This is a genomic window from Paenibacillus tyrphae, from assembly GCF_024158745.1.
In the GTDB taxonomy this organism is placed as follows: domain Bacteria; phylum Bacillota; class Bacilli; order Paenibacillales; family NBRC-103111; genus Paenibacillus_G; species Paenibacillus_G tyrfis_A.
The window spans coordinates 58,732-71,975 of sequence record NZ_JAMZAW010000006.1 but is presented as its reverse complement, the minus strand read 5'-3'; the positions used below and the strand labels follow the sequence as shown (position 1 = coordinate 71,975).

Genomic DNA, 13,244 nt, shown 5'->3' with positions numbered 1-13,244 from the left:
CGATTTAGGATTGGTACATATTACAATTCGGCCTTCCCCTTTCCAATCCCTTCGAAGCCCACGCAAGAGACCTTTATCTCCGCCGGTGCAGCAAGGAACCAAAGTGCAGACGCAATCCTTACAAAAAATTGACAATCCGTGAACATACTGATCGCTTTCAAAGGCTGTGAAGGTTATGGTAGAATAGGAGTGTCGGCTGTTTTTTGAAAATGCCTGATCATCTGGGGGATTTACATTCATGTTCAAATCAAACAAGTGGTTGCTCGTATTATCCGTTATTTTATTTATCGGTCTGCTTGGGCTCGCGGTTTACTATGAATCCATCGTATACTTGTATGCGGCCAGCGCGCTGCCGGTCGCGATCGTCATATTTTTGCCCGACTTGGGACGGCATCAATATATTCGCATGAAGCCGAAAGCCGGGGTCCGGTTCGTGAAACAAACCATCGGCGGCGATCCGGTGCTGACCATCGCGTTCAAGCCCGGATTTATTCGTTGGAATCACAGCCGCAAGCTGTATTTTCACTTAAACAGTATGGGGAATAGTGAATCTTCCGGAGCACCGGAAGCCAAAGCTGCGGGCGGCTCCGAAAGCACCGAAGCGGCGCTGGCCGTACTTCCCTTTGACCTGTCCCTCCATCCCCGCAAGCAGGGGTGGATCGGCATCGACCTCCCGCAATTGGCCGAGCGGACCCGCAGTCTGTCTTATACGACCGACGAAGTGTCGCGCCTGCTCATTCGGATGGCCGATCTGGAGGAAGCGGCGATGAAGGTGATGGTTACGCCCGGCGCGGTAACGGCGAACGAGGGCAAACAGCTTCAGGCTTAATTGCCGGACCGACCGCAGTCTCTGCATTTTCGGATCGCAAAAAAGCGGATTTCAAAGCGTACGCGACAGCGCCGCTGCGGAATCCGCTTTTTTGCGTCTCGCCAGACTCTACCCGTTCAATACGGAATGGCACAGATAGCAGCTTAACGTGCGCACCATGGCCCCCGTGCCGCCCAGCGGCTCCGTCCCCCGTTCGCTCCACAGCCATGCCGTGCCGCCCGTATCCAAATGCACCCACGGCGTCTCCCCGGCGAAAAAGCCGATGAACAGCCCGCCCGTAATGCTGCCGGCCCAGCGGTCACGCGAGGTGGAATTCCGGATATCGGCCACTTGGCTCTTCAGCATGTCGTGATATTCCGGATAGTTCGGCAAAGGCCATACCTTTTCCCCCGCCCGCTTGGCGGCCGAAAGCAGCTCCTGCAGCATCGGCTCGTCGTTCGCCACGGCCCCGGTCGCCACGTCGCCGAAGCAGACCAGCACCGCGCCGGTCAGCGTCGCGACATCGATCAGGCGCGTCGCCCCGAGCGATTTCGCATACAGCACACCGTCCGCCAGCACGATCCGCCCTTCGGCGTCCGTGTTGAGCACTTCGATCGTCTGGCCGTTCATTGCCCTAATGACGTCGCCAGGCTTGAAAGCCGAGCCGGAAGGCATATTCTCGGCAGCCGGAATGACGATCACCGCATTGACCGGCGGCTTGAGCCGGCCGAGCGCATGGATCAGACCGAGCAGCACGGCGGCTCCGCCCATGTCGCTGATCATCTCTTCCATCCCTTCCGGCTTCTTGAGCGAGATGCCGCCGGTATCGAAGGTGATGCCTTTGCCGACAAGGCCGATCACGTCGGCGTTCTCCTCCGCCGTTCCCCGGTAGCGGACGGCAATCATGCGCGGCGGGTTCACGCTGCCCTTGCCGACAGCCTCCAGGCCGCCCATGCCCTGCTCGCGAATGCCGTGCTCGTCGAGCACCGTGCATTCCAGTCCGTACCGGGCGGCCAAGGTCTGCGCTTCCCGCGCGAGCGTCTCCGGCACCAAATAGTTGCCGGGCAAGTTCGTAAGGTCGCGGGCGTAATTCGTCGCCAGCGCCAGCGCTTCCGCGGCGAGGATCGCACGCTCGAGTCCCGCGAGCGTGTCCATGGCCTCCGCCCTGCCGTGCAGCAGGGCGACTTCCTGCAGCGCGGGCGGCTGCGCCCCGCCGGCGGCGGCATAGCTCGGCATGCGGTACGCGCCGAGCCAGAGCCCTTCCGCGAGCGCCTGCGCCAGCTCGCGGGAAGCCGCGCGCCCGGCGCGCGGCAGCGGCGCCGCGAGGCGCGCGAGCCCGTGCTCGTGCGCGGCGCGGGCCGCGTAGACGCCTGCGCTGCGCCAGGCGTCGGTGTCTTCGGCGCGGGCGGCGTCGCCCAGGCCGCAGAACAGCAGGGCCTGATAGCCCGGCATCAGGCCGAGCGTGGGCAGCGCCTCGGTGTCCCCGAGGCCGCCCTTGAACCGCCCGCGCGCGGCGAGCGAGCGGACCGCCTGGACGAGCGGCTCCGGCACCCCCGTGCCGACCGCTTCCGTCCACGCGTCCGCCGCCAGCGCCTCCGGCGTGACGAACACCGCGAGCGCGACGGCCTCCGCCGCGTCTCCCTGCGCTCCGGCCGGCGCTTCGCCGGCACCAGCCCCGCCAACGCGCTCCTCATTCACCAATACGATGCGCAGCTTCAGCTCCTGCGTAATATAACGATCCAACGTATCCACTCTCGTCACTCCTTATCGGTTTGAGCGGGCGCTGATCCCCGCAAAATTCCACTTTAACCTCAGCCGAAATACCCGGCAGCCTCCATCACCACCTGCCGCATCGGCAGGTGGTACGGACACTGCTGCTGGCAGAGCGGCTTCTCCTTACAGGGCTCGTAGTCGGCACAGGACAATATTTTGTCCTTTTGCTTCTGGTAAAACCCGTCGCCCTTCGGCAGCAAGCCGAACGTCCGGCGCACCTGGCTTGAAATCATGATGTCGGGAATCGTCACGCCGATCGGACAGGAGCAGTAATTGCACCGGCGGCAGTTATGCGCTCCGAGCTCCACCGCCAGCACCTCCAGCTCACGCCGTTCGTCGTCTCCGACTTCTTCCCGCATCGCGGCGATATTTTCCTTCACCTCGTCCACGCTGATCATGCCCGAGATCGTCACATGCACATCCTGGCTGTAGGGATAGCGAATCGCCTTGGACACCGGCTGGATAAATCCGCCCGAGAGCGGTTTCATCGCCGTCTTTCCCATCTGCTGCCGATTTGCCTCCGGAATCAGCTCGTCCAAAGCGAACGGCTGCGCCAAGTTCAAGTGAAACAGCACCTGATCGAACTGCCCCTTGCTGATCCATTTGGCAAGCAGCTCCGGCCGGTGCCCGGTAAGGCCGATAAACCGGACATGCCCCTTGCGCTTCATCTCAAGCGCTGCCTGGTACGCGCCGTTCTCTTCCATTGCCGCTTTAAACTCTTGAACTGTGTTGACATAATGAATCTGCAGCAGATCGATGACGTCCGTTTTCATCCGGTCCAGGCTGCGCTCCATTTCTTCCATGGCCGACTTGTAATCCCGTTTCCCCGTCTTCGTCGCCAAAAAATATTCTGAACGGCGGTGTGAAATGCATTCGCCGATAATTTCTTCGCTGTTGCGGTAGGCTGCGGCCGTATCGATGTAGTTGATCCCTTCGTCAAGCGCGTAATTCAGCGCCGCCCGGGCCTGTTCGAGCGGTACGCCGGGCAGGTTCATCGCCCCGAAGCCGAGCGAAGACACGCGGTATCCCGTGCTTCCGAACGTCGTGTAACGCATGTCCAAGTCTCTCCCTCATGGAAAATTTACATGTTCTCCCCTGGATCAATTATAGAGCAACCGGCACCAAAATAACAGTCTGCGGACCACGCCTCGCCTCGCGACTCCCGTGCTTGACGGACTCTCTTCTCTGTCCTGAAACGGCAAAAAACGGGCCGCCCCGAAAGGCAAGACCCGCTTTTTGTATCAAAAACCTCGCAATGCGCACTTATGGTTTCGGCACGTCGTTTTTGTCGGTCGGCAAGCTTTTGAAGTTTTTGAACACCTTCACTGTTTTGCCTACCAGAGCGCTGCCTTCCGGCACCATATCCGCCGTAATGACCATATCCACCGGCTGGCCCATTTCTTCCAGATCCGTGAATCCGTCCCCGTCCGTATCCTTGCCGGTGAGCGGGTCGGTGCTCGTCCGGATGATCATGCCGTTCTCCAGCATCATCCCGGCCGTCTTCTCGTAGAAGTCGTCCAAGCCGTCTTGATCTTTATCTTCGTGATAGCTGTTCTCCAGCGCCGACTTGAAGTACGCCTCAAGATCCTCGGCAGTCTGCACTTGGAAGTACACCCCGCCGGTATATTCGGCAATTTGCTTCAGCAGGCTGAGGTCGGCATCTCTGCTCAGTCCCATCGTGACGATCGTGATGCCTTTCTCGAACGCCTCTTTCAGCATGTTCAGATCGTCTTGGGTCGTCGCAAAGTTGTTTTGTCCGTCGGTCAGCAGCAGGGCGATTTTCCGCTGTCCGTTGTCTCCATACGTATCGAACAGCTTCACCGCTTCGCGAACCCCTGCGAAAATATTCGTTCCGCCGTTGCTGTCGATGTGGTATACCGCATCGGCTACGGTCGAGCCGTGGGCCGAGAATGTCGCGTACGTCCGCACTCCGGAGTCAAAATCGATAATAGCCGCTCGGTCGCTCAAGGAATAAACCTGATTCGTTACGGTCGGATATTCGAAATGATACCCTTTGCCTTCCTCGTATACCGACTTGGCCACCGTCACCGTTTCCGTCTTCAGCGGACTCTCCGGATCGTGCTTCAAGCCGTAAACCAAGCTCGTAACCGCCGTTTTGCGCAAATTTTTAGGGTCCGTGCTATTCATGCTGCCGGAGCTGTCGATGATGAAGGCAAAATCGATATACGGCTTGTAGGTACCGTCGACTACGGTCGAGAGATGCGCCCGGAACGTTTGCTCCCAGGACGTTTTATCGATCAACACGTATTTGCTGTTGTGCGTCGTCGTAAAGCTCAGCGTCCCTTGATCCGCATTGTACGCGGTAGGCAAAAATTCGAAACGCTTCGTCGTTTCGTTATAATACGCCGCCGCCAAATTCTGTTTATTGGACAGCGCGGCCACGTCGAACGTCAGCGTGCCAGAAGCAAACGACCTGCCATTGGTCGAAAACTCGACCACGGGCCCCGTCAAGCCGGGAACGGACAGCTGACTGAATACCGTATTCGGCTTCTCCAATTTGACCGAAATGTCGCTAAGGCTTCCGCCAAAAGAGCTCAGATCCAGACCGACCAAAGCGATCTTGTTGTTCAAGTCGTCGGTCCCTTCCACAGGATTGCCGCCGCCAAGCGTATTTTGGATCGCCTCTTTATCCAGCGTGACCCTCTGCGTACCGGAATCCGAGCTCGAATCGGAGCCGGAGCTCGAGCTTCCTCCACTGTTCGTGCCGGATGTACCCGAGGCCGGGGTCATTGACGGCGCAGGAGCCGGCGTTTCTTTCTTCGGATCTTTGGTACCGGTATCCGTTGTTTTCAAGTACCGGGTCAGCATCGCCATCCCTTCGGCGCGGGTTGCCGCTTTTCCCGGATAAAAATAATGCTTGCCGCCCACCGTATCGCCTTCGACGATTTTATTCGAAGCGGCGATGTTCACGTAATTGTTCGCCCAATGGTCTGCCGTATCTTCGAATGCGACCGTATTGCCTTCCTGCATCCTTAGATTGTAGCTGCGGACCATCAAGGCTGCGATTTCCGCTCGGCTTACTTTATTATCGGGTTTAAACGTCCCGTCCTCATACCCGTCAGACCATCCGTTCGCTTTGGCCGCTTCGATATACTTCAGCGCCCAATGGGAGGAAGCTACGTCCTTAAACGAGCTCTGGGCCGGTTCGGCCAGCTTCACCTGACGGGCGGAGACGAGCAGCTTGATGTACTCCGCTCTTGTAATGCTTTGGTCCGGCAGGATTACAGGCTGTCCGTTTTGTATGACCCCGTCGACGATCCCTTTCTGTACGAGATACTCCACTTCGCTCTTTGACCAGTGATCTTTCAAATCGTCAAAAGCAGGAACTTGATTGTCCGCCGCCGCGATACCGGAAAGAGAAGAACCGAACATGAGACTTGCGATGGATACTGCTGTGATGGCTTTCCTTAGCATCTGTACACCTTCCTTGGCTACTGTGATTAAACTCTTGTGTGCGCCCCCCCTTGCTGCCAAGCGCCACTCTTAAATTTTATCGGTGGGCCATTTGGTTTTTTTTATGTGAAATAAACCCCAAAAAACCGTTTCCCGGGCGGCAAGTCCGCTTCGGTAACGGTTTTTTGGATAGAGAGCGATATACTGGCATCTAAATATTAATCCTTCTTCCGGTCATCCCCCGGATGATCCTCTTTCTTTCGGGAATCGTCCGGCTTGTTATCGTCTTTCTTCTTCGAATCTCCGGTCGGCTTTTTATTGTTATCGTCCGATTTCTTGCTGTCGGATTCCTTCTTTTTATCCTGTTCCTTCTGTTGGTCTTGCTCTTTCTTTTTAGATTCGTCAACGCGCCGGTCTGCATCATCGCGCCGGCGCTCATCGTTCGATTTGGTGGACTCTTCCTTCTTTCGGTCGTCCTCCCGGTCTTTCGAATTCGAACCGGAACGGTCGTTCTTTTGGCGATCGTCCTCTTTTTTCCGGTCGTCTTCCTTCTTGTCGTCGTTCTTGTCGCCGGGACGCGACGTGCCGGGAGTTGTCGTTCCCGGCTTCGTGCCCGCAGGAGGCGTACTGCCCGGCCTTGTATTGGCCGGCGTCGTCTTTCCTTGGTCTGCGGATTTATCGTCTCTATCGCTGCCCCGCTTATTGCCGTTCTTGTCGTCGTTTTTATCGTCGTCCTTGGTTTTGTCTTTTCCGCCGTTCCCGGTCGTGCTTCCGGGCTTTTTCGGATCGATCTTCGAATCGTTTCTCGAGTCGTTCTTGGGGTTGTTATTCTTGGGGTCGTTTTTCGAGTCGTTTTTCGAATCGTTTTTTCCATTTTTCCCGTTCTTGCCGTTGTCTTGCTTGCGGTCTTTCTGCTGCTCCTCCAGCTTCTTGTCCAGCTCCCCGTTTTTCTCTTCCTCCACCATCTTCTTGATGTCCGCTTTCGTCGGAAGTTTATCCGGTTGAATGAGCTTGGCCACTTCCGGCTTCTGCTTGGAGATCTGCAGGACCGACTCTCTCTTCAATTCGTCGAGCGTTACGCTCTCTCCGTTGCTTTTGGCATTCAAATACACGGTGTACTTGCCCATGGATACACCGTTCTGGGAGGCGGCCTCCCGCACCTCCTGCGGCGCGGCGAACGCGGCGACCTGATAAGCTTCCACTTTGGTCGGGTGCGCCTCTTGGATGTGCTTGGTCACCTGCTTGCGCAGCTTCTCGGCAATACCCGCATCGCTCACCTGGCTCTTAGGCTCGACGACGGTGCTGGCAATGACGATCTCCGCTTCTTGCTTGGCAAGCGGGCCCTGCTCGGCCTTGTCCAACAGCTTCGAGGTGACGGCCTCCAGCGTTTTCCCCTTGTAGTCGACCGCCTGCGCCAGCACCGCTCCATCGTCGTTAAGTCCCCGCAGCTCGAGCACGTTCTCTTTGGCGTCGATGCCCATCTCGATACTCGGGTTAATGTCCATCGAGATGTAAGCTACCACCTCGGGACTGCCCAGCTTCCCATTGAAGCTGGCAAACAAGACCAGACCGAAGACGACGGCTGCCGCAATCGCCGAACGGCCGGCGACGGAAGGACTTCTCCAATTGATACCGCTATCCGCATAGACGATCTCTTCGCCGATTTCGCAAGTCCGCTTTTTGCGGGGCACCCGCTCGAACTTGCCGTCCGGACGCATCACAACGATGCTTTTTTCCGTGATTTCCATCACGACCCCTTTATTCACGGACATCTTCCCCTTTTTCATGATCCTCTCTGATATGTAGGTAATCTCTGAGATACGGATAAGGTCCTTGATATATCAGAGCAACAGCAATAATAAATTTGCGGTTTCGTTCCAGCGTCTTGCGCGAAACCTTCACTTGAGCCAGTAGCTCCTTAATGGGAAGCATCCGTTTGGATATCATGAGCCGCATCAGCTCGCCGTCGTTCGAGAGCGTCTTGGCAATACCGAAGAGTGCCTGACGCGAGTCGTCGTGCTTAGGGGAAGCATCGACCAGATCTCCGAAGCGGATGCCGAATTCGGACAGGCAGCGGTTCAGATCGATAATCTCGCTGCGCCGTTCCTCCATTCCCTTCTGCTTCTCGTACTGCTCGACAGCCTGATGGATTTCGACCGGATTGACAATGTTGTCCTCCTCGTCCTCCACCTCGAACGTGCTGTACGGGATTTGCTGCGAGAAGCGCTGTTCCTTGCGGACATAATCGATGAGCCGCCGGCGGATGACCTGCTCGGAGAAGCCGAGAAACGACCTTCCGGCCTGCGGCGAAAACTGATTGATCGCTTCATTGAAGGCGCCGAGTGCGATGCTGAACTCATCGTCCCGGGCCGGGTCCACATATCTTTTGCAAAATCTGCTCGTTACCTTCGCAACATAAGGTTGATAATCGGTGATGAATTGATTGCGGAGGCGTAGATCACCTTCTTGAATCAAAATAACGATTTGTTCCGGCGTTTGCGCATCCGCGGAATCCGAGTGGTGTGCCTGGCGTTTTCCGAGAAATTTCTTAAATAAAACCAGCAGCAATCGTTCCACCTCTCTGCTTAAAAATTTCGTTGTCGCTTATACGATTACGGGGGTCATTTCGAAGGCTGGACGCCTATATTTCTTAAGGAATTTTTATGTGGGTCAGGGCAGGCTTTCCAACCGGGCCAGCCACAAAAAACGTCCCTTTCCAAGCCGCAGCCGCAACAGGCTTGCCCAGGCGCCGGACCGCATTGTCATGCAGCCGCAGCGCCGCGCTCACATGGGCATACGGCGCCGCTGCCGGCGCTGCCTTTGCCTGCAAAGAAGCTTGGCGAAGAAGGGACGTTTTTGCAAAAGGTTGGTACTGTTAAGACAGGCCTCGCATGGTCTTTTTATTCTTCAGCTTGTGACGGCGCTGGCTGAGGACGTTCAGCCTTTTTTTGAGCTGCTGCTCCCATTCGGCGTCGCCGATCTCTTTGGCCACCATCAACAGGTCGAGCGCCATGTCGATCTGGCTTCGAACGACCTCAAGCGGTTCTTCGTTCTCGTGATTCACGCAGTTCTCGAACATCTCCTGAACGTCCCGATGCTCGACGTACTCTTGGAAATCCACTTCCGGCGCGCCGTCTCCATGCGCATACTCGGCAAGGATCTCGTACTCGTTTTCCACCAGATGGTGCACTTCCACACGGTGGCATACCGGGCAGAACAATAACGGCACGTTATGAATCTGCGTCCGGATATGTCTTAGCGTCCCTTTGGTCCCCAACATGCTGGCGCCGCAGCAAAAACTCATCGTCCTCGTCCCCCTGTTTCCACTATGAATCTAAGACGGCTATGATTGCAAACTAGATCGAAAAGCGTTTCGCACAGGAAAAACCGTTCGTCGAATCGGCTCCAGAGGTCTCCCGGGATGATTCCAACTATATTGACGTTATTTTCCTGTAAAAGGTTTCTCGATGTTTGCGCGTCCCAAGCCGCATGGTCTCCTTGCTTTATATTGACGTTAACGAATTGTCGATCGTTCATGCGCAGCTGTAGGCTGCAAAAAGCTTATCCATTCTTATCAAACAAAAAAAGACCCATGCCGCTATCCCTAATCTATTCGACCAAGAGCGCCAAAAATCCTCTTTTTTCGCCCCGCGGATGCTTAGTTAAATGTTTCCTTCATGGAAACGGCAGGTTGTCCCCTCGCTTCCTGCGTGCATAAATTGGCTGTGATTTGCAAATTCTGTTAAAGATAAAGTTCGTTTCCAAGGAGGACTTGGCCCGTGCGGTCTATTCCGACGTCCGGCTTCGAGCTGCCGGATCGCTACGAGAAGGATCTGCTGCATCTGATGGTCCGGGATGCCCATGCGCTGTTCGTTTATTGGGAAGTCGGCAACCGCAAGCGCTGGCTGTGCTCGCAGCATTTTGAGTGCGACTGGGGTGTACTGCCGAAGGTGCTGCGGGTATACGACGTTACCGGCGTGTACTTTAACGGAAACAACGCGCACCGTCATTTCGATATCGAGACGACGCCGGAGGCGGACCGCTGGTACATTCACGGGGTTTCGGCCGACACCGTGTGGACCGTCGACTTCGGCGTCTACACGATCCGGCGGCAGTTCGTGCCGCTGCTGCGGTCCGGCGCCGTTCGCACGCCGCGGGACAGCGCCGCTCCGTGGGGCGCTCCGCTGCAGCCGACCGTACCGGAAGCACAGGAGCCCGGCAAAACTTCCGCGCGTATACGACCGTACGATTTTGAGAATTTCAGCGCTTACCACAGCTGGATGAAATGAGGTTCTTCGTTTATGCTGCTCAATCGAGGCCAGCCGAAGCCGGACCCGAAGGGCTATCTGGCTTTGGTTCTTCACGCCCATCTGCCCTATATCCGGCACTACGATCGCGACGACTATATGGAGGAGCGCTGGTTTTACGAGGCGATGACGGAAACGTATCTTCCCTTCGTCGACCTGTTCGACCGATTGGCGGCGGAAGGCATCGATTTCAGGCTCACCTTCTCGATGACGCCCACGCTGCTGGCGCTGTGTACGGATCCGCTGATGCAGGAGCGCTACGCAGTCCATCTGGCCAAGCTCATTCGGCTGGCCGATCGGGAAATTGTCCGGCTTCGGGGCGACGAGCGCTTCGAGCCACTGGCCCGCATGTACGCCAAGCGGTTCCGGGAGCTGAGCCGGCTTTACGAGGCTTGCGGACGCGACATCGTGACCCGCTTCAAGCATTACCAGGATCTCGGCATGCTCGAAATCGTCACCTGCGCCGCGACCCACGGCTTTTTGCCGCTGATGCGAACCGAAGAGGCGATCCGCGCCCAGATTGTTACGGCCGTCCGCGATTACGAACGGCATTTCGGGCGCCCGCCGCGCGGCATTTGGCTGCCCGAATGCGGCTTTACCCCCGGGGTGGACCGGGTGCTGAAATCGTGCGGCATCGATTATTTTTTCGCGGACTCTACGGCGGTCTCCTATGCGACGCCGCGCCCGAATCGCGAGCTGTACGCCCCGCTTATGACGCCCTACGGCGTCACGGCGTTCCCGCGAGATCCGGAATCGTCGCAGCAGGTATGGAGCGCCGAGAACGGATATCCGGGCGACTACGACTACCGGGAATATTACCGGGATATCGGCTGGGACCTCGGCTGGCACGATTTGGCGGAGTGGGAGCATATTCGTCCGTACGTATTGCCGACGCACGAACGGGTAAATACGGGCATCAAATATTACCGGATCACCGGCAAAGACGGCCACCGCGAGCCGTACAACCCGGAATGGGCAAGAAACAAGGCCGCCGGGCACGCGGGGAATTTCCTGTTCAACCGGCAAAAGCAGGCGGAGCATTGGCACCATCATTTGGACCGCAAGCCGATAATCGTCTCGCCCTACGACGCCGAGCTGTTCGGCCATTGGTGGTACGAAGGGCCGCTGTGGATCGAGATGCTGTGCCGCAAGCTGTTTTACGATCCGTTCGAGCTGCGGATGGTGACGCCTTCGGAGTATTTGCGAGAGTACCCGGTCGCCGATACGGGCAAAGTGAACGAATCCAGCTGGGGCCGCGGGGCTTCGGCGGAAGTATGGCTGCAGGGGAACAACGATTGGATTTACCGCCACCTGCACGAAGCGGAGCTGAGGATGATCCGGCTTGCCACGAAGCACGAGCATTTGGAGGATGGTGAGAGACTCCTGAAGCGCGCGCTGAATCAAACGGCCCGCGAGCTGATGCTGGCGCAAAGCAGCGACTGGGCGTTCATTATGGATTCGCAGACGGTCGTCGATTACGCCTGCCGCCGGACGAAGGACCACCTCGGCTGCTTCCGGCTGCTGTGCGAACAAATCGAGGCGCAGGTAATCAACGAATCGTTTGTCACGGAACTGGAAGCAAAGGACAACTGCTTTCCCGGGATCGACTACCGGGATTACGTTTCCATTCACCGGGCGTCGCCGGTTCCACTGCTGCCGGATGCGGAGCATTTCCGACAAATTCTGGAGGAAACGAAGCATAGCCCGAACGTGTTCATGCTCGCTTGGGAGTACCCGCCCAAGACGGTCGGCGGGCTCTCCCGCGCCGTAGCGGATTTGTCCGAGGCGCTGGCCGCCCAGGGCGCGATCGTTCATGTGGTGACGAGCGCGCACGACGGCGCGCCGTATTTCGAGAAGCGCGGCGTCGTGTACGTGCACCGCGTTCCGGTGCTGCATTCCGGCGATACGGATTTTTACGATTGGACCTTCGAGATGAATCTGGCCTTCACGGATCATCTTGTCCGCTATAAAGAAAACGGCGGCCGTATCGATCTGCTGCATGCCCACGATTGGATGGTGTACCATACGGCGCGCGAGCTGAAGATGAGCTACGGCCTTCCGCTCGTCTGCACGATTCATGCGACCGAATGGGGTCGGAATCACGGACGGCTGAATACCGACCTGTCGAACCGGATTCATCGGCTCGAATGGCGGCTCACCTACGATTCGGAACGCGTATTCGTCTGCAGCCATGCGATGAAGCGGGAAGTGCAGGACTTGTTCCAGCAAGCGGACGACAAAATGCTCGTCTTCCCGAACGGCGTGAAGCTGGAGAAGCCGGTCGAAGGCCCGGCCGATTCGCAAGAAGACGCCAAACGCTGGTTCAATGTTCAAGGGCGGCGCGTGCTTGTATTCGTCGGCAGGCTCGTCTTTGAGAAGGGCGTGCAGACGCTGCTCCACGCGATGCCAAGCATTTTGTCGGGCGCGCCGGACACGGTGCTGTTCATCGGCGGCTCCGGGCCGATGGAGGACGAGCTGAAGCGGCAGGCCGCCCACCTTGGCGACCGCGTACGCTTCACCGGGTTCATTGACGACGGAACGAAGGCGGCGCTGTACCGTGCGGCCGACGTGTGCGTCATCCCGAGCCTGTACGAGCCGTTCGGCATCGTCGCCCTGGAGGCGATGAAGCACGGATGTCCCGTCGTCTTGTCCGATACCGGCGGACTCGCCGAGCTCGTGGAGCACGGCATCGACGGGTACAAAGCGCTGCCCGGCCATGTCGACTCGCTCGCCTGGCATGTCGGCAACCTGCTTGGGCAGCCGGAGCTACGGCGAAGCATGGCGGAGCGGGCGCGGCTCAAGCTGGAGCGGCACTATGCTCTGGAACGCATTGCAGGCGCCGTAGCGGAGCAGTATCAGGAGCGGATTCGTTCGCGCAAGTCTCCGGCATCCGGCGTCGGCTCGTGACAGAGGCCCGGCCCTCCGGAGATTCGCAGCACGAC

10 protein-coding genes are annotated in these 13,244 nt (G+C 57.7%); 3 read left to right on the top strand and 7 right to left on the bottom strand.

Annotated features, from left to right (window positions below; translation table 11 throughout):
• The first annotated feature begins 238 nt into the window (after window positions 1–238).
• Entirely contained in the window at window positions 239–829 is a 591-nt protein-coding gene (locus NI000_RS10780; protein ID WP_253410328.1) for a hypothetical protein, read from the top strand.
• 108 nt (window positions 830–937) lie between these two features.
• On the opposite strand, the gene NI000_RS10775 is transcribed toward NI000_RS10780, so the two are convergent.
• The 7 genes from NI000_RS10775 to NI000_RS10745 all read right to left on the bottom strand — a co-directional run bounded on the left by NI000_RS10775 (window position 938) and on the right by NI000_RS10745 (window position 9,299).
• Window positions 938–2,419: a leucyl aminopeptidase gene (locus NI000_RS10775; protein WP_253410716.1), complete on the bottom strand. Its 1,482-nt coding sequence runs from the start codon at window positions 2,417–2,419 to the stop codon at window positions 938–940.
• Between the two features lie 200 nt (window positions 2,420–2,619).
• On the bottom strand, window positions 2,620–3,636 hold the full coding sequence (locus NI000_RS10770; RefSeq protein ID WP_253410326.1) for an aldo/keto reductase: 1,017 nt from the start codon (window positions 3,634–3,636) through the stop codon (window positions 2,620–2,622).
• Window positions 3,637–3,844: 208 nt separating this feature from the next.
• A complete protein-coding gene (locus NI000_RS10765; RefSeq protein WP_253410324.1) occupies window positions 3,845–6,016 on the bottom strand; it encodes an S-layer homology domain-containing protein in 2,172 nt (723 codons plus the stop codon).
• A gap of 197 nt (window positions 6,017–6,213) precedes the next feature.
• A complete protein-coding gene (locus tag NI000_RS10760; protein ID WP_253410322.1) occupies window positions 6,214–7,767 on the bottom strand; it encodes an anti-sigma factor domain-containing protein in 1,554 nt (517 codons plus the stop codon).
• Window positions 7,754–8,563: an RNA polymerase sigma factor SigI gene (gene sigI / locus NI000_RS10755; protein ID WP_253410320.1), complete on the bottom strand. Its 810-nt coding sequence runs from the start codon at window positions 8,561–8,563 to the stop codon at window positions 7,754–7,756. The genes NI000_RS10760 and sigI overlap by 14 nt, the downstream gene beginning before the upstream one ends.
• Before the next feature lie 82 nt (window positions 8,564–8,645).
• Window positions 8,646–8,825, bottom strand: a complete 180-nt coding sequence (locus NI000_RS10750; RefSeq protein WP_253410317.1) for a hypothetical protein — start codon at window positions 8,823–8,825, stop codon at window positions 8,646–8,648.
• 45 nt (window positions 8,826–8,870) lie between these two features.
• On the bottom strand, window positions 8,871–9,299 hold the full coding sequence (locus NI000_RS10745) for a hypothetical protein (protein ID WP_216797958.1): 429 nt from the start codon (window positions 9,297–9,299) through the stop codon (window positions 8,871–8,873).
• Window positions 9,300–9,774: 475 nt separating this feature from the next.
• Here NI000_RS10745 and NI000_RS10740 point away from each other — a divergent pair, with 475 nt between their 5' ends.
• Both NI000_RS10740 and NI000_RS10735 read left to right on the top strand, forming a co-directional pair.
• Window positions 9,775–10,284, top strand: coding sequence for a DUF4912 domain-containing protein (locus NI000_RS10740; protein WP_253410315.1), 510 nt, complete (start codon window positions 9,775–9,777; stop codon window positions 10,282–10,284).
• A gap of 12 nt (window positions 10,285–10,296) precedes the next feature.
• Window positions 10,297–13,209, top strand: a complete 2,913-nt coding sequence (locus NI000_RS10735; RefSeq protein ID WP_253410313.1) for a 1,4-alpha-glucan branching protein domain-containing protein — start codon at window positions 10,297–10,299, stop codon at window positions 13,207–13,209.
• Window positions 13,210–13,244: the final 35 nt, after the last annotated feature.

Bases quoted from the DNA above. Each gene is read 5' to 3' on its own strand.
- NI000_RS10780 (WP_253410328.1), top strand. From the start codon at position 239: ATGTTCAAATCAAACAAGTGGTTGCTCGTATTATCCGTTATTTTATTT.
- NI000_RS10770 (WP_253410326.1), bottom strand. From the start codon at position 3,636: ATGCGTTACACGACGTTCGGAAGCACGGGATACCGCGTGTCTTCGCTC.
- NI000_RS10765 (WP_253410324.1), bottom strand. From the start codon at position 6,016: ATGCTAAGGAAAGCCATCACAGCAGTATCCATCGCAAGTCTCATGTTC.
- NI000_RS10760 (WP_253410322.1), bottom strand. From the start codon at position 7,767: ATGTCCGTGAATAAAGGGGTCGTGATGGAAATCACGGAAAAAAGCATC.
- NI000_RS10745 (WP_216797958.1), bottom strand. From the start codon at position 9,299: ATGAGTTTTTGCTGCGGCGCCAGCATGTTGGGGACCAAAGGGACGCTA.
- NI000_RS10735 (WP_253410313.1), top strand. From the start codon at position 10,297: ATGCTGCTCAATCGAGGCCAGCCGAAGCCGGACCCGAAGGGCTATCTG.